Source organism: Xanthomonas bonasiae, assembly GCF_017163705.1.
GTDB classification, from domain to species: domain Bacteria; phylum Pseudomonadota; class Gammaproteobacteria; order Xanthomonadales; family Xanthomonadaceae; genus Xanthomonas_A; species Xanthomonas_A bonasiae.
The window spans coordinates 184,914-203,061 of record NZ_JAFIWB010000005.1; the positions used below are offsets into that span (position 1 = coordinate 184,914).

Annotated in this window: 18 protein-coding genes and 2 pseudogenes; 6 read left to right on the forward strand and 14 right to left on the reverse strand. The window is 68.3% G+C overall.

Annotation, left to right across the window (positions count from 1 at the left end; all coding sequences use genetic code 11):
• Positions 1 to 127 precede the first annotated feature (127 nt).
• Positions 128 to 1,651, forward strand: a complete 1,524-nt coding sequence (gene katB, locus JR064_RS07795) for a catalase (RefSeq protein ID WP_206229334.1) — start codon at positions 128 to 130, stop codon at positions 1,649 to 1,651.
• Positions 1,652 to 1,724: 73 nt separating this feature from the next.
• A complete protein-coding gene (locus tag JR064_RS07800) occupies positions 1,725 to 2,270 on the forward strand; it encodes an ankyrin repeat domain-containing protein (protein WP_191825904.1) in 546 nt (181 codons plus the stop codon).
• Between the two features lie 80 nt (positions 2,271 to 2,350).
• Here JR064_RS07800 and JR064_RS07805 read toward each other — a convergent pair whose 3' ends face one another.
• Together JR064_RS07805 and JR064_RS07810 are read right to left on the reverse strand one after the other, a co-directional pair.
• Positions 2,351 to 3,100 carry a CPBP family glutamic-type intramembrane protease gene (locus JR064_RS07805; RefSeq protein ID WP_206229335.1) on the reverse strand — a complete coding sequence of 250 codons (750 nt, stop codon included), beginning with the start codon at positions 3,098 to 3,100 and terminating at the stop codon, positions 2,351 to 2,353.
• 223 nt (positions 3,101 to 3,323) lie between these two features.
• Positions 3,324 to 4,550 (reverse strand): MFS transporter, encoded by a 1,227-nt coding sequence (locus JR064_RS07810; protein WP_206229336.1) that lies wholly within the window; start codon positions 4,548 to 4,550, stop codon positions 3,324 to 3,326.
• 92 nt (positions 4,551 to 4,642) lie between these two features.
• On the opposite strand from JR064_RS07810, the gene JR064_RS07815 reads away from it, so the two are divergent.
• Together JR064_RS07815 and JR064_RS07820 are read left to right on the forward strand one after the other, a co-directional pair.
• Positions 4,643 to 5,107, forward strand: a complete 465-nt coding sequence (locus JR064_RS07815; protein ID WP_191825901.1) for a winged helix-turn-helix transcriptional regulator — start codon at positions 4,643 to 4,645, stop codon at positions 5,105 to 5,107.
• Positions 5,108 to 5,369: 262 nt separating this feature from the next.
• Positions 5,370 to 6,950, forward strand: a complete 1,581-nt coding sequence (locus JR064_RS07820) for an SDR family NAD(P)-dependent oxidoreductase (protein ID WP_191825900.1) — start codon at positions 5,370 to 5,372, stop codon at positions 6,948 to 6,950.
• A gap of 102 nt (positions 6,951 to 7,052) precedes the next feature.
• Here the strand turns inward: JR064_RS07820 and JR064_RS07825 are convergent, their stop codons facing one another.
• The 3 genes from JR064_RS07825 to JR064_RS07835 all read right to left on the reverse strand — a co-directional run bounded on the left by JR064_RS07825 (position 7,053) and on the right by JR064_RS07835 (position 10,678).
• Positions 7,053 to 7,580 carry a hypothetical protein gene (locus tag JR064_RS07825; protein WP_241092911.1) on the reverse strand — a complete coding sequence of 176 codons (528 nt, stop codon included), beginning with the start codon at positions 7,578 to 7,580 and terminating at the stop codon, positions 7,053 to 7,055.
• Between the two features lie 116 nt (positions 7,581 to 7,696).
• Positions 7,697 to 8,122 (reverse strand): hypothetical protein, encoded by a 426-nt coding sequence (locus JR064_RS07830; protein WP_179571018.1) that lies wholly within the window; start codon positions 8,120 to 8,122, stop codon positions 7,697 to 7,699.
• A gap of 459 nt (positions 8,123 to 8,581) precedes the next feature.
• Complete coding sequence (locus tag JR064_RS07835) at positions 8,582 to 10,678, reverse strand: S9 family peptidase (protein ID WP_206229337.1); 2,097 nt, start codon at positions 10,676 to 10,678, stop codon at positions 8,582 to 8,584.
• A 282-nt stretch (positions 10,679 to 10,960) separates the two neighbouring features.
• Between JR064_RS07835 and JR064_RS07840 the strand changes: the two genes are divergently transcribed.
• Positions 10,961 to 11,323 carry a TfoX/Sxy family protein gene (locus tag JR064_RS07840; RefSeq protein ID WP_241092912.1) on the forward strand — a complete coding sequence of 121 codons (363 nt, stop codon included), beginning with the start codon at positions 10,961 to 10,963 and terminating at the stop codon, positions 11,321 to 11,323.
• A gap of 36 nt (positions 11,324 to 11,359) precedes the next feature.
• On the opposite strand, the gene JR064_RS07845 is transcribed toward JR064_RS07840, so the two are convergent.
• Complete coding sequence (locus JR064_RS07845; protein WP_206229339.1) at positions 11,360 to 11,827, reverse strand: metallophosphoesterase family protein; 468 nt, start codon at positions 11,825 to 11,827, stop codon at positions 11,360 to 11,362.
• A gap of 105 nt (positions 11,828 to 11,932) precedes the next feature.
• Here JR064_RS07845 and JR064_RS07850 point away from each other — a divergent pair, with 105 nt between their 5' ends.
• On the forward strand, positions 11,933 to 12,274 hold the full coding sequence (locus tag JR064_RS07850) for a hypothetical protein (RefSeq protein ID WP_206229340.1): 342 nt from the start codon (positions 11,933 to 11,935) through the stop codon (positions 12,272 to 12,274).
• 505 nt (positions 12,275 to 12,779) lie between these two features.
• On the opposite strand, the gene acpA is transcribed toward JR064_RS07850, so the two are convergent.
• The 8 genes and pseudogenes from acpA to JR064_RS07895 form a co-directional block, all read right to left on the reverse strand.
• Positions 12,780 to 14,480, reverse strand: a complete 1,701-nt coding sequence (acpA, locus tag JR064_RS07855; RefSeq protein ID WP_206229341.1) for an acid phosphatase — start codon at positions 14,478 to 14,480, stop codon at positions 12,780 to 12,782.
• A 214-nt stretch (positions 14,481 to 14,694) separates the two neighbouring features.
• Positions 14,695 to 15,095, reverse strand: a pseudogene (locus tag JR064_RS07860) (VOC family protein).
• Positions 15,096 to 15,211: 116 nt separating this feature from the next.
• Positions 15,212 to 15,493 (reverse strand): hypothetical protein, encoded by a 282-nt coding sequence (locus JR064_RS07865; protein ID WP_206229342.1) that lies wholly within the window; start codon positions 15,491 to 15,493, stop codon positions 15,212 to 15,214.
• A gap of 144 nt (positions 15,494 to 15,637) precedes the next feature.
• Entirely contained in the window at positions 15,638 to 15,925 is a 288-nt protein-coding gene (locus JR064_RS07870; protein WP_206229343.1) for a hypothetical protein, read from the reverse strand.
• Positions 15,926 to 15,950: 25 nt separating this feature from the next.
• Complete coding sequence (locus JR064_RS07875) at positions 15,951 to 16,439, reverse strand: YcxB family protein (protein WP_241092913.1); 489 nt, start codon at positions 16,437 to 16,439, stop codon at positions 15,951 to 15,953.
• Between the two features lie 79 nt (positions 16,440 to 16,518).
• A pseudogene (locus tag JR064_RS07880) lies at positions 16,519 to 16,719 on the reverse strand (AI-2E family transporter); the annotation flags it as partial.
• A 353-nt stretch (positions 16,720 to 17,072) separates the two neighbouring features.
• Positions 17,073 to 17,516, reverse strand: coding sequence for a DUF3592 domain-containing protein (locus JR064_RS07890; RefSeq protein ID WP_206229345.1), 444 nt, complete (start codon positions 17,514 to 17,516; stop codon positions 17,073 to 17,075).
• Between the two features lie 216 nt (positions 17,517 to 17,732).
• Positions 17,733 to 18,137: a VOC family protein gene (locus JR064_RS07895; protein WP_425510279.1), complete on the reverse strand. Its 405-nt coding sequence runs from the start codon at positions 18,135 to 18,137 to the stop codon at positions 17,733 to 17,735.
• Positions 18,138 to 18,148: the final 11 nt, after the last annotated feature.

Here is an 18,148-nt window from a genome sequence, read left to right on the forward strand (position 1 = left end):
CTATCGGAGACCGCAATCACATCGCCGGCGCTGTATCTGCCGCGCCTATCGCTTCCATAGCAACTAACGAATTCTCCGCGCACGACGCTACCGCCATCATTCAGCTCCCTCAACACGAGCTGACGCCATGCGCCCTGGAACACTGTTGGTGCTCGCCCTGCTGTCGCAGACCCTGATCGTCCCCGCCGGGTTCGCGCAGTCCACGCTCACGCGCGACAACGGCGCGCCGGTCGGCGACAACCAGAACTCGCAGACCGCCGGCGCCACCGGCCCGACCCTGCTGCAGGACGTGCAGCTGATCCAGAAGCTGCAGCGTTTCGACCGCGAGCGCATCCCCGAGCGCGTGGTGCATGCGCGCGGCACCGGCGTGCATGGCGAGTTCACCGCCAGCGCCGACATCTCCGACCTGACCAAGGCCAAGGTGTTCGCTGCCGGCGCGAAGACCCCGGTGTTCGTGCGCTTCTCCTCGGTGGTGCACGGCAACCACTCGCCGGAGACGCTGCGCGACCCGCACGGCTTCGCCACCAAGTTCTATACCAGCGAAGGCAACTGGGACCTGGTCGGCAACAACTTCCCGACCTTCTTCATCCGCGATGCGATCAAGTTCCCGGACATGGTGCATGCGTTCAAGCCGGATCCGCGCACGAACCTGGACGACGATTCGCGCCGCTTCGATTTCTTCTCGCACGTGCCCGAAGCCACGCGCACGCTGACCCTGCTGTACTCCAACGAAGGCACGCCGGCCGGCTACCGCTTCATGGACGGCAACGGCGTGCATGCCTATAAGCTGGTCAACGCGCAGGGCGAGGTGCACTACGTCAAGTTCCATTGGAAGTCGCTGCAGGGCCTGAAGAACCTGGATCCGAAGCAGGTGGCGCAGGTGCAGGGCAAGGACTACAGCCACCTGACCAACGACCTGGTCGGCGCGATCAAGCAGGGCGACTATCCGAAGTGGGACCTGTACATCCAGGTACTGAAGCCGGAAGACCTGGCCAAGTTCGACTTCGATCCGCTGGACGCGACCAAGATCTGGCCCGACGTCCCCGAGCGCAAGATCGGGCAGATGGTGCTGAACAGGAACGTGGACAACTTCTTCCAGGAGACCGAGCAGGTGGCGATGGCGCCGGCCAACCTGGTGCCGGGCATCGAACCGTCGGAAGACCGCCTGCTGCAGGGCCGCATCTTCTCCTATGCCGACACCCAGCTGTACCGCGTCGGCACCAACGGCCTGAGCCTGCCGGTGAACCGGCCATTGGTGGCGGTCAACAACGGCAATCAGGACGGCGCGATGAACGCCGGCGCCACCGCCAGCGGCGTCAACTACGAACCGAGCCGGCTCAGCCCGCGTCCGCAGGATCCGAACGCGCGTTACAGCCAGCTGCCGCTGTCGGGCACCACCCAGCAGGCGAAGATCGTCCGCGAGCAGAACTTCAAGCAGGCCGGCGATCTGTTCCGCAGCTACAGCAAGAAAGAGCAGCAGGACCTGATCCAGAGCTTCGGCGAATCGCTGGCCGGCACCGACGACGCCAGCAAGCACATCATGCTGTCGTTCCTGTACAAGGCCGATCCGGCCTACGGCAGCGGTGTCGCCCGCGTCGCCAAGGGCGATCTGGCGCGGGTCAAGCAGCTGGCCGCGCAGTTGCAGGATTGATCGTTCGCAGCGCAGCGCGGCGGCGCCTCCCCCAGGCCGCGCTGCGCTGCGCCCTCTTTGTCGGAGACCGAGCATGCGTCGCTTCCTTCTTCTCGTCCTGAGCCTGGTCGCCGTCTCGGCGACTGCCGCGCCCGCACCCGCCGACCCGGCCAAGGTCCAGGCGCAACTGCGCGACTACTTCTTCGATGCCGCGCGCGAAGGCCGCCAGGACATGCTGGCCGAGTTCATCCGGGCGCACTACGACCTCAACACCCGCGACGACAAGGGCTATACCGCGCTGATCCTGGCCGCCTACCACGGCCAGCAGCCGGCGGTGGAGCAATTGCTGCAGGCCGGCGCCGATCCGTGCGCGCAGGACAGGCGCGGCAACACCGCGCTGATGGGCGCGATCTTCAAGGGCGAGCTGGCGATCGCCAAGCGGCTGATGCAGGCCGATTGCGCGCCCGACCAGCGCAACAACGCCGGGCAGACCGCAGCGATGTACGCGGCCCTGTTCCAGCGCACCGAGGTGCTGAAGGACCTCGCTGCCAAGGGCGCGGATCTGCAGGCGAAGGACGCGCAGGGCAACGACGTGGCCAAGCTGCAGCGCGGCGAGTTCGCGCAGGCGCCGCTGCGCTGAACCGCATGCGGACACCAGCGGTGCGCGCGGGCATGGCCGCGCTCCGCGCGCTCAGCCGACCGTGCCGCCATGCGGCTCGTTCAATGTGGCGGCCACAGCGCAGCGAAGATGCACGCGTTCATCGCCAGGTTGAAGCTGGCATGCGCGGCCATCGCAGGGAACAACGAACCGCTGCGGTGCCGCAGCGATGCGAACAGCAGCGCCGTGCAGAACATCAGGCCGACCCACAGCGCAGCGGACAGCGGCAGCAGGCGGATACCGGCCGCGGTCGCCAGCAGTCCGTGATGGCAAAGATGCACCAGGCCGAACCACAGCGCTTCGATGCAGGTGCTCGCGCGTAGCGAAAACCGCTCTTCCAGCGCGCGTTGCAGCAGGCCGCGGAAAAAGATCTCCTCGCCGATCGGGCTGAACAGCAGCGCGGGCACGGTGGCCACCAGAAACAGCTGCAGCGTGCTGAAACCCTGGTGGGGAATCGTGTCGCGGTAATTGCGCGCGACGCTGACGAACCAGTTGTCCTCGCCGCTGCCGAAGGCGATGGCGACGAGTGCGAAGCATGCAAGGGCCGCCAGCGCCCCCAACGCGAGCGACGGCGCGAACCAGGCGAGCCGTATCGGCCGCACCAATCCGATCTGCTGGCGCCCCGGACGGGACAGCAGCAGCCACGGACTCGCTGCCATGCACACGAAGCCGAGCGGCAGCAACCAGCGCCAGTGCGCCGGCGCCAGCGTGCCTGCCGCACGCATGGCGGCGAAGACCAGCGCCAATGCCACGGCAACAGGCAACCCGCGCGCGCTGCTGAACTTCCACGACAGACGCGAGGTCAGGGACACGGGCCGATCTCGCTCGATGTGGGTGCGCTGGTGCGCGTAGGGCAGGCTGCTGTGCTGGTGCTCGGCCACGCAAGCGTGCGATCACTGGAGAGGCTGCAACAGACGCGCGGGAGCGTCAGTCGCCACGGGCGCTACCGGTGGCGCTTGTGGCAAGGAATGGCCGAGGCCATCCGGTGTCGCTCCCAAATGCCACGCCAACGGCGGTTGCGCGCGACGACGATGGCTAGCGAGCGGGTTCCGCCGGCATCCAGCGCAGCGTCGCCGCCCAGAACAGCAGCGCCGCCGCGCTGGTCGCCGCCCCCAACATGCACACGCCCGTCCATCCGGCATGCGCATAGGTGGCGGTGGCGGCGATCGCACCCAGGCCGCTGCCGAGCGCGTAGAACAGCATGTAGCCGGCCACGCGCCGGCTGTGCGCCTGCGCGTCGCCACGGAAGATCAGGCTCTGGTTGAGGACATGGATGGCCTGGCCCGCCATGTCCAGCACGACGATGCCGAGGATCAGTGCCGACAGCCAGCGCATGCCCAGCGCCAGCGGCAACCACGAGGCCAGCAGCAACGCCAGCATCAGCCCGCTGCAGCGCTGCGCCCAGCCACGGTCGGCCCAGCGCCCGGCGCGCGCTGCGGCCAGGGCGCCGATCGCCCCGACCAGGCCGAACGCGCCGATCGTGGTGTGCGAGTACGCATGCGGCTGCGCGCTCAGCGGCAGCACCAGCGCGGTCCAGAACACCGAGAAACTCGCGAACATCAGCAGCGCGATGCCGCCGCGGATCTGCAGCACGCGCTCGTGCGCCAGCATGTGCAGCATCGAGCGCAGCAGGGCGGCGTGGCCGGGCGGCCGTCGCGGCGCAGGCAGGGCGGGCAAGGCGTGCCGCAGCCACAGCAGCAACAGCAGCGTCAGCGCCGCGGATGCCGCATAGACGCCGCGCCAGCCGGCCAGGTCGGCGATGACGCCAGCCAACACGCGCGCCAGCAGCAAGCCGATCACCACGCCGGCCTGGGCCGCGCCGACCACACGGCCACGTTCGGCCGGTGCGGCGCTGGCCGCGGCGTAGGCGATCAGGCCCTGGGTCATCGCGGTGCCGAGCAAGCCCACGGCGAGCATGCCGGCCAGCAGCGCCGGCAGCGTCGGTGCCGCGGCCACCGCCAGCAGTGCGGCCAGCAACGCGCCGGCTTGCCACAGCATCAGCGGGCGCCGCGCATGGCGGTCGCCCAGCGGCACCACCAGCAGCAGCGCCAGCGCGCAGCCGGCCTGGGTCGCGGCGATCACCCCGCCGGCAGCGCCCTGACCGATGCCGAACTCCGCCGCCAACGCGTCGAGCAGCGGCTGCGCGAAATAGACGTTGGCCACACTGGCGCCGCTGGCGCAGGCGAACAGTGCCACCTGCGCGCGGCGCAGCGCGGGCGGCGCGAGCTCGGGGTTGGGTACGGTCGGCACGGGGCTGTGCATGGCTAACTGGTTGCAATAAAAAACCACTGACAGGGTGTCGATTTTGGTTTTAAAATGCAACTGGATGCCGCACTTGGCGAATGGGAGCCAGCATGGCCAGACGCAGCAAGCACCCTGCCCAACCATGCCCGGTGGCGCGTTCGGTGGAGCTGATCGGCGAGCGCTGGGCGCTGCTGATCGTGCGCGATGCCTTCGACGGAATCTGCCGGTTCGGCGATTTCCAGCGCAGCCTGGGCATGGCGCGCAACATCCTGGCCGATCGCCTGCGCCTGCTGGTCGAGGCGCAGATCCTGGCGCTGCGGCCGGCTGCCGATGGCAGCGCCTATCAGGAGTACGCGCTCACCGAAAAAGGCGAGCAGCTGTTCCCGCTGCTGCTGGCGTTGCGGCAATGGGGCGAGCGGCACCTGTTCGCGCCGGGCGAGGCGCATTCGCGCCTGCTCGATCGGCGCACCGGCAAGCCGGTGCCGGCGATGCTGCCGCGCGATGCGGCAGGCCGCGCGCTGAAGCCGCGGCAGACGCTGGTACGCAAGGTCGAGGCGCCTGCCGACGGCGCATGAGCGCGGCACCGGCGCCGTGCTGCGTGAGCGGCGGCGTGTTGGGACGCGGGCAGGATCGGGACGCAATCCGGGGCCGACATGGCGCCGACACCCCCGGATCGGCGAAAATACCGTCTGGCCGGCCTGTCCCGGCCCGTTGCAACGCTCCCTGCGCTGCCGTTGCCCGTTCGCCGCAAGCGCCGGGCGTGCTGCATCGCCGCCCTTTCGTCGGCTTGCTGCCGCGCCTTCGCCACGGCTCGCCGCCGCTCATTCCGGATCCGTCTTGAACACCACCGCCTCGCCCCCTGCCACCGACGCCCTGCCCCTGACCGAGCGCCTGCGCGTCGCCCTGGACCTGCTCGAAGCCATCGATGCCGACCGCAGCGTGCTCGACGCGCTGCCCGAGGCCGACCGCGTGCGCCTGCACCAGGTCGTCGCCAAGGTCTATCACCCCGAGCCCAAGGCGCGCCGGCAACTGCTCAAGCAGCAGGCGCGCGAACGCCACCAGGAAAAGGTGCGCAAGGCCGAAGCGCTGCTCGAGCAGACCGGCATCCGCGCGCTGCGGCGCAAGCCGGTGTTCAGCACGCCGAACTACTTCCCGCCGCATGCCGCCGGCCTGCACGACGCCAGCAATGCCGCGGCCGAGGAACCCGCGGCGGCGCAGTCGCCCGAGCTGCGCCACTGCTACGTGTGCAAGCAGAAGTTCACCCAGCTGCACCATTTCTACGACCAGATGTGTCCGGCCTGCGCCGAACTGAACTACTTCAAGCGCACCGAGACCGCGGACCTGCGCGGGCGCGTGGCGCTGCTGACCGGCGGCCGGGTCAAGATCGGCTACCAGGCCGGGCTGAAGCTGCTGCGCGCTGGCGCCGAGCTGATCGTGACCACGCGCTTCCCGCGCGATTCGGCCGCGCGCTACGCGCAGGAACCGGATTTCGCCGAATGGGGCCACCGTCTGCAGGTGTTCGGCCTGGACCTGCGCCACACGCCCAGCGTCGAAGCCTTCTGCAGCCAGCTGCTGGCCACGCGCGAGCGGCTGGACTTCATCGTCAACAACGCCTGCCAGACCGTGCGCCGGCCGCCGCAGTTCTACGCGCACATGATGGCCGGCGAGACCGCCGCGCTGCACGAACTGCCCGAGCACGTGCGCCGCCTGGTCGGTCACTACGAAGGCCTGCGCAGCCCGGAACTGCTGCCGGCGGCGTCGGCGACCACGCTGTCGGCGGGCCAGGGCCATGGCATCAGCGGCGCCGACGGGCTGACCCGTGCCGCCGAGCTGTCGCAGGTGCCGTTGCTGGCCGACGAACTGCTCGGCCAGCAGCACCTGTTTCCCGAAGGGCGCCTGGACCAGGACCTGCAGCAGGTGGACCTGCGCGGACGCAACTCGTGGCGCCTGCTGATGGCCGAAGTGCCGTCGGTGGAATTGCTGGAGACGCAGCTGGTCAACGCCATCGCCCCGTTCATCATCAATGCGCGGCTCAAGCCGCTGATGCTGCGCACGCCCGAGCGCGACAAGCACATCGTCAACGTGTCGGCGATGGAAGGGCAGTTCTACCGCAACTTCAAGACCACCCGGCATCCGCACACCAACATGGCCAAGGCCGCGTTGAACATGATGACCCGGACCTCGGCGGCCGATTACCAGAACGACGGCATCCACATGAACAGCGTGGACACCGGCTGGGTCACCGACGAGGACCCGGCCGAGATCGCCGCGCGCAAGGTGCAGGAAGAACGCTTCCACCCGCCGCTGGACATCGTCGACGGCGCCGCGCGCATCGTCGACCCGATCATCCACGGCTTCAACACCGGCGAGCACGTGTGGGGGCAGTTCCTGAAGGATTACGCGCCGACCGATTGGTGAGGGGCGGCGTGGTCCACGCCAACCGGTCTGCTTCCATGATCGTGGCGATCTGACGATCGCCGGGGCCATCCCGACGGGGCGGCGGCGTGCTTTTTTCGGAGATCAGCCGCCGGCGACCGCACGGTGCATGGTGCCACTGTAGCCCCAGGCGAATTGATACCACTGATCGTCAGGGGAAACGTCGAGATTGTTCACGGTGCGCTGCCAATAGACGATCATCTCGTCGTTGGAGGTCCGCGCAAGCGTGAATGAGGACGACTCAACCCAGACGCCATCCTCGTCCCGTCCCGAGGTGGTGCTGTAGATGAGCGCATGCGGGCCGGAATTGCGCATGCGGAACTGCCCCGGCTTCATTTCTTGCCACGATCCCTTGACCACGTTGTAGACCCGCACTTGCCAGCGGGAAATGACGAAGCGAAAGCGTCTCGGAAAGCCTGCGCTATCCACGTAGCGGGGCGCGTCGAATCCGTCGAGCACACCTTCCCACGTGCCCTGGAAATCGAATTTGGCATCGCTCGGGTGGGCGAGGACGGGGCGTGGCCGATACGTGTAGAGCGGCGCCGTCACGGTGGCGCAGGACGTCAGAAGAAACAACGCAAGCGCAACCGTCCAGCGTGTGCATGCTTTCATGGGAAGTGGCATCCGATTCGATCAACCAGCGCAGCCGATTCGATTTGGGTGGGTTACAAGAGACGCATCTGGATCAGAACGACTGGACGATGCGCTTGAGGGGCGCCATATTCGTCTCAACTGGATGGATCGGAGGCGGCCGTGGAGGCGGCCTGGCCGCTTTCGCGGCCCCAGAATTCCACCATGATGGTCATCAAGGTCCACACGAGCAGGGTGGGTTGCACCTTGTCGGGCAGCAGATCGTGCCCCTTGAGCATGATGTCGATCATCTGCGGCATCGTCAGCGCCAGCAGCAGCGTGTAGACCGCATACGCGATCCTGTGCCGGCTGTTGGAAATGAACAGGATGGAGATGACCGTGCTGGCGAGGATGGCCAGCACGACGCCGAACCGCCAGCCGTCGAGCCGTTCCGTACCGGTGAGCACCAGGCCCAGCACGGCGCCGAAGAACGTGTTGATTCCGCTTAGATTCGCCTGGTATTCGCCATTGGACATCTTGCCAAGGCCGGTCTTGCCGAAGATACCGCCGAACTTCTTCCACATGAGACATCCCCTTTGTCTGCCACGTGACGTATGTCGTCTGTTGCCGCTGCATCGAGCGTTCGACGCTGCCTGCGCCCCCGCGCGGCATCGGCCATATTCCCCGTTCCGGACCCGCCTTGCCAACCCTGCGGCCAGCGGCCAACTCTAGCGGAGATTGGAGACGCCCACAGCGCGATCGCCGCCCGCGCGGATGCGCAAGGCGCGGGAAGAGCGTTTCCATCCGCCGCTGGACATCGTCGGCGGCGTCGCGCGCATCGTCGAGGCGAACCCCCACGGCTGCAACGCCGCGAGCCCGTGTGAGGGCAGTGCCCAAGGACTGCACGCCGACGGATTGGTCGGCGCACCATCGCATATCGCGGTCATGATCGCCGCGGCGCAATGCGCCATCGCCGCCGTGGCGCTGCCGCGACGGCGCCGATGCGTGCACGACGGGAGGCACGCATCGGCGTCGGCGAGGACCTACTTGCGCACGCTCTGCGTGTGCGACTTCAGCGCGTCCTCCAGGCCTGGCACCTGCGCCGCGCCGTCCGGCACGCTGAGGCTGGAGCCGACCAGGTCCTGGCCGAACGGCTGCGTGCGTCCGCCCAGGCACTTGCCCAGGAACGCCTCGCTGACCGCGTTGAAGGCCTTGCTGTTCTCCGGCCGGGCGAAGCCGTGGCCTTCGTCGGGGAACAGCACGTAGGTCACCGGGATCTGCTTGGCCTTCAGCGCGTTGACGATCTGGTCGGCCTCGGCCTGCTTCACGCGCGGGTCGTTGGCGCCCTGGCCGATCAGCAGCGGCCTGGCGATGCGGTCGGCGCGGCTCAGCGGCGAGCGTTCGTCCAGCAGTTTCTTGCCGGCCTCGGTGCGCGGATCGCCGATGCGCCGCGCCATCTGCTCGAAGCCGGATTTCCAGTACGGCGGGATGGTGCTGAGCAAGGTGTTCAAGTTCGACGGGCCGACGATGTCCACGCCGCACTTGAAGGCGTCCGGGGTGAAGCTCAACCCGACCAGCGTGGCGTAGCCGCCGTAGCTGCCGCCCATGATCGCGACCTGGTCCTTGGTTGTGACGCCCTGCTGCACCGCCCACTGCACCGCATCGAGCAGGTCGTCGTGCATCTTGCCCGCCCATTCGCCATCGCCGGCGTTGGTGAAGCGCTTGCCGAAGCCGGTGGAGCCGCGGTAGTTGACCTGCAGCACCGCATAACCGCGGTTGGCCAGCCACTGGTTGTAGCCGCTATAGCCGTAGTCGTCGCGTGCCCACGGCCCGCCGTGCACGAACAGCACCAGCGGCACCGGCTTGTCGGCCTTGCCGTCGCCGTTGGCATCGGCCTCGCGCGGCAGGGTGAGGTAGCTGACCAGGGTCAGGCCGTCGCGCGAGCGGATCTCCTGCGGCCACTGCGGCACCAGCGGCTGCCCCTCCAGCGCCGGGCGTGCGGCGAACAGCTTGGTCAGCTTGCCGGCAGCGGACGGCACGCGGTCGTAGCGATAGAACGTGGCCGGCGCATCGGCGGCGGAATAGGCGACGATCCAGGTGCGGTCGTCCTGGGTGCGGGTCAGCACCGAGATCTCGCCCGGGCCGATCGCCTGCAGCTGCCTGATGTCCGCGGCGATGGCCGGGTCCAGCACCTTCCATTCCGGGCGCAGGTAGTTCGATTCCACCGCCTGCACCACGCCGCTGCGCGGATCGGTCAGGGTGCCGCCCACGTCCGCGCGCGCATCCTCGAACAGCAGCTTGCGCGTGCCGCTGGCCACGTCCACCGCGTACAGCGCCGAGGTGTCGCGCTGGCGCGAATCGACGAAGTACAGCGTCTTGCCGTCGGCGCTGAAGCCGGACGGCGCGGTGGTCAGCGAATCCTCGAACGGGATCTCCTCGCGCTTCTGCCAGCCGCCCTTGCCGTCGGGCTGCAACAGGTCTTCGCCGCCGTCCTCGCGCGAGCGCGTCGCCAGCCGCACCTGGTAGTCGTCGTCGGCCAGGTACTCGCCGATCTGATCGGTGTTCTTCTGCAGCAGCGTGCGCTTGCCCCCGGCCAGGTCGACCCGGTACAGATCGTGCCACTGCGCGTCGCGGTCGTTCATGCCGACCAGGATCGACTCCGGATGCGTGCGGCTGACCGCCACCACCCGCGCGCGGGTCTTGGGGAAGTCGCTGAGGTCGCGGCCGTTGCCGCCCTTGGCGACGTCGAGCGCGAACAGGTGGAAATCCTCGTCGCCGCCGCTGTCGCGCATGTACAGCAAGGTGTCGGGCAGGAACGACCAGAAATAGGAGCGGATGCCGCGGCCGCGGTCGTGGGTGACGGCGCGCGCCTTGTCGGGTGCGTCGGCTGGCGCGACCCAGACGTTGAGCACGCCGTCCACCGGCGCCAGCCAGCTCAGGGTCTTGCCGTCGGGGCTCAGCTGCACGCTGCTGCGCTCGGGGTTGCCGAACAGCACGTCGCGCGGGATCAACGGCGGTGCCGCGGCGGCCGCTGCCGGCGTCTGCGCGGCCGGCGCGTCCTTGGCGGCGGGAGCGGCGGCCTGCTGCGAGCAGGCGGAGACCGCGAGGGCGAGGCTGGAAACCAGGACGAGACGCCGCATGAGTGCTCCGGGAACGTTGTTGGCGGGGTGGAATTGTTACTCTATAACAATTAGGGATTCCAGTGCGGCAGGTGCCGATGCGGCCACGCGTGATGGATCTGCGACGCGCTCCAGTATCGGTTGCCGGCGGCCGTTGCGACTACGGGGTTCGGCGCCCGGACATGGGCGTATCGGCGTGGCGCAGGATGCTTCCGATGTGCGGCGCACCCCGGCGCCGCCGGCGCTTGCGCTTTCCCGGCCGCGATGCAGAATCCGGCATCGACCCAAGCGCAGAGCGACGACATGGCCTCCGATGCCAGCTACGTGGAATACGTCATGGAACAGGCGGCGCTCGGCGCCGCGTTGACCTGCAAGAAGATGTTCGGCGAATACGCGCTGTACCTGGACGGCAAGGTGGTGGGGTTCGTCTGCGACAACCAGGTCTTCGTCAAGCCGACCGCCGCCGGGCGCGCGCTGCTCGACGATGTGGTCGAACAGGCGCCGTATCCTGGCGGCAAGCCGCATTACCTGATCGACGAGGGGCTGGAGGACCGGAGCCTGTTGCAGCGCTTGCTGCGCGCCACGGCGCAGGCATTGCCCGCCCCCAAACCGGCCAAGGCGGCCAAGGTCGGCAAACGCGCGAGCCGGCCGCCGCCGCCGCGGTAGATCGCGCGTCGTTTCCCGGAATCGCGCAGCGCCGCTTCAGGTCAGCGCGTGCAGCTCGCCGCGGACGCCGCCTGCCTGCAGATGCAGATAGCCCACCCCGATCGGCAAGCTGAAACGGCGCGGTCCGGCACTGCCGGGATTGACGTACAGCACGCCGTCGCGGGTCTGCAGCAGCGGTTTGTGCGAATGTCCGCTGACCACCACGTCCACGGAGGCGGGATCGCGCGCCAGCGTCTTCAGATCGTGCAGTACGTGCAGGCGGATGCCCGCGATGTCGAGGTCCAGGGTGTCGGGCAGCGCCTGCGCCCACGGCGCGGTATCGATGTTGCCGCGGATCGCATGCAGCGGCGCGAGCGTGCGCAGCGCATCGAGGATTTCCGGCTTGCCGATGTCGCCGGCATGCACGATGGCGACGCAATCGCGCATCGCCGCCAGCGCCTGCGGCCGCAACAGGCCGTGGGTGTCGGAGATCAGGCCGATTCGCAGCGGCGGCACGGTAGGCATCGGCAGGGCTTGGCAACGGGACGGAGTGCTAGCCTAAACCCCACGTTCGCAAGGCCGCGTGCCGGTCCGAGCGAAAGGCTTCCTTCACCACGTCGCGAGAACCGCATGTCTGCAGCGCTTGATCGGGAACCAGCGGCCTACGTGGAACAGGCCGACGCCGCCGCGATCCGGGTCCGGGCGATGCGTAACGAACACGATGCGGCGCTACGTGCGCTCGGTTTCGCACGCACCGGCGAGGCCGGCGTCTCTGCCATGGTGGTGCGCGACGATACGGAAAAGGCCGAGGCCTTCCACGCGCTGCGCGAACTCGGCCTGGCCTTTGCCGCCGGAAGGGAGTGGTGCCCGGCAGAGGTCTTCGGCTATCTGCGCGACAAGGGATTGCTGAGCGGCCCGTTCCTGCGCATCGCCTGGACCCAGCCGGGCCGCTACCGAGTGGATGAGGCGTAATCGCGTGCCACGCGGGCCGGCTGCTCGCGACCGCGCATCCTGGCCGAGTCGCCAGGCGCATCGGCGAGTGTGGCCGCTACGTCCCTGTTCCGCCGTGATGCGGCGCGCAGCGTCGCATCGCGGCGCCCGATGGATGACCGCTTCGATGTGGCGGCCATCCGGATCCATCACGAACGCCGCGTAGCGCGTGCGGGTGGGTACCTGCGATGCCGACGTCCAGCGTGTCGGGCAGCGCCCGCCCATGACGCGGCATCGATGTCGCCGCGGATCGCTGCACCCACGCGCGCGTGGGCAGCGCATCGAGGATCACGGGGTTGCCGATGTCGCCGGCGTGCACGACGACCACGCGATCACGCATCGCCGCCAGCGCCTGCGGCCGCAGCAGGCCGTGGATGTCGGAGATCCGGCCGATTCGCAGCGGCGAGACGGGCGGCGTCGGCGGTGGCCTGATGGGAGGCCGATAGCCCGGCTGCGCAGGCGGCTACCGTTCTCCCCTGGCTCCGGCTCAGGCGAAGTGCAGGGCGGCGGTCAGGTCGCCCGGGCGCACCCCGCTGGCGGCCTGCATGGCACGCTCCCGTTCGGCCAGGCCCGGCAGCGTCTCCAGCCCGAAGCGGCGGGTGATGAAACGCAGGATCGAGCCGGTGTCGTAGACGCTGTGGTCGACATGGCCACGCCTGGCGTGCGGCGATACCACCAGCGCCGGGATGCGCGAGCCCGGCCCCCAGCGATCGGCCTTGGGCGGAGCCACGTGGTCCCACCAGCCGCCATTCTCGTCGAAGGTGATGAACACCACCGTCTTGTCCCACAGCGGACCGTTGCGCAGCGCGTCCACCACCATGGCGATATGGCGGTCGCCGGCGGCCACGTCGGAATAGCCGGCGTGCATGTTGAGGTTGCCCTGTGGTTTGTAGAACGCCACCGGCGGCAGCTCGCCGGCCTGCACGTCGGCGATGAAGCGGTTGTCCGGGGCGCTGTCGCCCAGCCCGCCGTCGCGCAGGCGCCGCGCGCGCGCGGCCGTGCCGGGAGCGAGATTGGCGAAATAGTTGAACGGCTGGTGGTGGATCTGGAAATTGGGGCTGGTCGGGAACTCGGGGGTGTCGCCGGTGTCGCCCTTGCCCTGCACCGCCAGGCCCCAGCCGCCGGCATACCACGCCCAGTCCACGCCCTTGGCATCGAGCGCGTCGCCGATGTGGCGATGGGTCTGCGCCGGCAAGGTGTCGGGACTGTCGGGGGCGGCGTAGTCGGGGCGCGCGGGGTCCTGGCTGGTGCTGGGCTGGAACGGCGGACTCAGGGTGTTGACCGCCCAGAAGTCCGGGGTCAGCGCGCCGTTGCGCACGAAGCGCGGCTTGCCGTTGAGCGCGGTGTCCGGCGAATCCTCCTGCACGGCCAGGCGGATCTCGTCGGGCCGGTCGCTGGCCATGGCGCTGATCTGCAGCCGCGCCGGGCTGGTGTCCGCATGCGGGTAGTACGGCGCCTGCGCGGCGACCAGGTATTGGTGGTTGAGGAACGAGCCGCCGAACGCGCCCATGAAGAAGTTGTCGCACAGCGTGTACTCGCGCGCCAGGCTCCACAGCCGCAGCGTGGCCGGGGCGTCGGCGTAATGGCCCATCACCAGCCCGCCGGCATCGCTCCAGGCGGCGAAGCCATCGTTGCGGCCGCCATTGATCTGCATCTGGTTCTCGTAGAAGCGGTGCACCAGATCGCGGGTGACCACGCCATGCGGCAGCGGTTTGCCGTCGGCCGTGCGCAGCGGGAACGGCGCATTGGGCAGCGGGCCGATCGCATCCTCGCCGATCTTGTAGCGGCGGTGGTCCACCACCTGCTCGTCCGGCGCCAGCCCGCCCCAGATCGGCGGCAGGATGTCGAGCACGCTGCCGTCGCGATCGACCTGCCGCGCCTGCGCCGGCGTCACCGCCGACAGCGGCCGCTGCAGCCCGGGAAAGTCCGGGAACAGGTTGTTGAAGCTGCGATTCTCGGCGTAGATCACCACCACGTGCTGGATCTTCTCGCGCAGCTGCTTGTCCAGGTCGCTGGCCGACAGCGGGCTTTGCGGCGCGCGTCTGGCCGCCTCGGCGAGGGCCTCGCCGGGGCCGATGGCCAGCGCGCCGCCGGCCAGTGCCAGGCCGCCGAGCAGGCGACGACGTTGCGGATTGTCGGGAGTGGCATCGGCGTCGGTGGACACGGGGTCCTGGGGCGGCTTCTTCACGGTGTCATGGGCATTGGGGGAAAGGCATCGGCCAGTGTGGGCCGCGCAAATGACAAGTCAAAGCGGGCGGGACGGCTGGCCGGGGTGGCGTTCAGCGGCCGTATCGCAGACCGTCGCCGACTTCCGCCGATCGGTCGACGGCATGACCCGAGATTGCGCCAGCAGCAATCGGACCGCAGGCGAGCGCCCGCCAACCGCCGCGGTGTCGCCGCGCTTACAGCGCCCGATTGATGACGGCTTCGATGTGGTGGCCATCCGCATCGACCACGAACGCCGCGTAGTAGTCCGGGCCGTAGTCCGGGCGCAGGCCGGCGGCGCCGTTGCTGTGGCCGCCATGCTGCAGCGCCGCCGCGTGGAACGCGTCGACCGCGTCCCGGCTGGGTGCGGCGAAGGCGAGGTGGAAGCCGGGACCGGGCGCGCGGGCACCGGCGCCGCGCAGCTTGATCGCCAGCTTGTCGCCGCCGCCGGGCAGTCCATAGCCAACGGCCTGGTCGTCGTCCCCCCCGGACTCAGGTCTTCCCATACCCGGACATAGCCGAGCGCACCCAGCACGGCATCGTAGAAGCGCGCGGCGCGTTCGATGTCTGCGACGCCGAGAGACACGTGATGGAGCATGTTGCGGAGTTCCTGGTCGAGTGGAGCGGCTACGCCGTTGCGGAAGCGGAATGCCATGGCGTGTGGGACTGGTGCGGATCGGACGATTCGACGCGTGGTCCGACGCGAGGGGCAGCTTACCAACGCCAGCCGTACTTCTTCATCCGCTTGCCGTGCACCCGCATATCCTCCGCGGCCGTGGAGCCCTTGCGTGCCCTTCCATAGCGGCCGACCTGGTAGGCGGCAAGCGCAAGCAGGACGCCCAGCAGCGCATAGCCGACATGGCGAACGTCTTGCAGCGCGAAGGCGAGAGACACGTTGTGCAGTGCGCCCAGAACCAGCAGCAGGCAACATCCAAGCATCACCAGGCGCCTGACGCCAAGCCACGTCGTCGCAATGGCTTCTTCTGCGGAGCGCATGGGCCTGCGCCGACTGCGCAGCCAGAGCAACGCGGAGAAAAGCACTGCCAATAGGCCGAGAATGTAGATTCCAGAATGCGGCACGCAACGTCCCTGTCAGCCCCGATATGTCAGCGCCGCGCCAGAGGCGCCGGCTCGCGTAGTTTAGGTGCCATTGAGCGGTTTGTGGCTCGCCCACTCGTGCTCGAACTCGGCGCGATCGATACGAAACGGCTCAAACTCGTCTGGATCGAGCGCCGCAGCACTGAGGCCTCCATACGCATCCTCAAGGCGGTCGCGGTGGTAGACCAGGACCGGGCCGGCGTCATAGATCTCGATCTGCCGGCTCGGCCAGAACGCATCATCGGTCTCGAACAGCCACCAGGAGTGACCCCATGCGTCGTAGCGATCGGCGCGGGACTGATTCCAGCGGCGTTTGTAGTAGTGGGGCATCGGGTGGCCGCGACCGTATCCGGCGTCAGGAAACCTTGCCGCCCGCAGCCAGGATCCTTGTGCGGATGAACTCCGCGGCTTCCGGGCTGAGGTCGGCGAGAGGCAAGGTGACGAATTGAGACTTCGAAAGCAGCAGCAGCCAATAGGAGTCGAATCGCCACACTTCGCGGACTGCCGACCAGGGCATGGTCGTGGTGCCGGCGCCGGACGAAAGCGACAGCGAGGTTTCGGATGCCTCGAGCGTGCCGTGGGGAGTGCCCATTGCATCGAGCTTGAGCAGCGAGTTGCGATAGTGGATGGCGTAGAGCGCTACGGGAAGGGCAATGCCGAGCGCCAGTACGCTTGCCAGGACGCCGACCAACCAGGAGGCGTTGCCGCCGCGAACGAGGAACACGAGGGGTCCCGCCACCAAGGCCAGGGCGACGACATAGCGCAGCCCGACGACGCGCCACCAGTAGCTCGCCACGGCTTGCCGGATCAGCTTTTTGTCGTAGCTCAGGGTGGCGCGGTGCATCGGATAACGTCCGCATTGGGCGCCGCTGTGCGGCGGCATCGGTCATGAAGATCCGGAGTCTACGCGTTACCCGGCCGGATCAATCCGCCGGAACGGTATCGTCTGCGTCGTCCAGGGCATGGTGAACGTACAGGTGCTTGACCAGCACGTAGATCACCACGGTCAGCGGCGCCGCCAACACCACGCCCATCGGTCCGAACAGCACGCCGATGCCGAACAGCGAGAACAGCAGCAAGGCCGGCGGCAGGTCCACCGCACGCGCCTGGATCAGCGGCAGCGCGTGCAACTCGCCGCGGACGCCGCCAGCCTCCAGATACAGATAGCCCACGCCGATTGGCAGAGTGAAGCGGCGCGGCCCGGCGCTGCCGGGATTGAGGTGCAGCACGCCGTCGCGGGTCTGCAGTGCGGGTGCGTGCGCAGGCCGATCCGTAGAGGCTGGGTTGGACGCATGGGGGCCATTCGCGACGGAGGGATGCCGCTAGCCTAATCGGGGGCACAGCAAGGATGCCGCCAGGGCGCTGGCTTCGGAGAACTGCCGCTAGCGCCTAGCCGCTCGGATGGATCCCCACGTTATGGTCCGATGGTGCCATCGACCTTACGATCATCGGCATCGAAGTGGTGTGGCGCCTGCGTTCAACGCCTTTGCTGCGAACGATCGGTATCGCTGCTGCGCCAGCGAACGGCCTTTGCCAAGCCGACGCCGCCGAATATCAGGCCCAGACCTCCCAGGAACCCAGGGACGCCCCACAATGCGCCCGGATCATCGACGATGGCGCTGCCTGCGGGCCGCTCGGGCAGGTAACGCACCCGCACCCGCTGATCCTGCCGATAGCCGGAGATCAAGCCGCCCTGGGGATAGGAAATTTTTTCGCCAGCACCGGTAGTGAAGACGATCTCAGGGTGCGAACCGCCGGCGTTCAAACGGCTGACGACGCCATCAGCGATGCGTGCGCGGGCGAGGAACGCGTGCCGATCCAGCGCAAGATTGACGGCGATGCCCAGCAAGCCGATGCCGATCAGGGCGAACAGCAGGCCCAGCAACATCTTCCCGATGTGGGGCGAGGAGTGGTTGGACATGGTTCTCGGCGTTCGTCCATGAAAAAAGGGAGCCAGGATAACAAGAAGCTTCGCCGGCGCATTTCCCGATACCTCGCCATCGCCGACCAGCGTTGCGCAACGATGCGGAATGGGGTCCGGTTGGAGGAGCGAACGAAGTCGCGGAAAGCTTCTCGACGGCATCCATCGATGCACCGATGCGCGCGCTCGCTACGAGGCCTCGAGCGTATCCCGGCGTCAGTGCATCGGGTTGAGGACGGCCTCAAGACGATGGCCGTCGGGATCGACGACGAATGCGGCGTAGTGGCTGTCCCGGTAGTCCGGACGCAGCCCGGGAGCACCATTGTCCTGACCACCGTTGCATAGCGCCGCCGCATGAAATGCGTCGACGGCAGCGTGGGTATCCGCCGAGGAGGCCAGATGGAATCCGGGACCGGGCGCTCGCGCATCCGCGCTCCTGAGCTTGATGGCCAGCTTGTCGCCGCTACCAGGAGTGCCATAGCCGACGGCTTGATCGTCGTCTCCCGGGGTCAGGTCTTCCCCTACGCGCACGTAGCCGAGCGGCAGAAGCGCGGCGTCGTAGAAGCGCGCCGAGCGCTCGATTTCGGAAACGCCCAGGGAGATGTGGTGCAGCGTTTGGATAGATGTCTTTC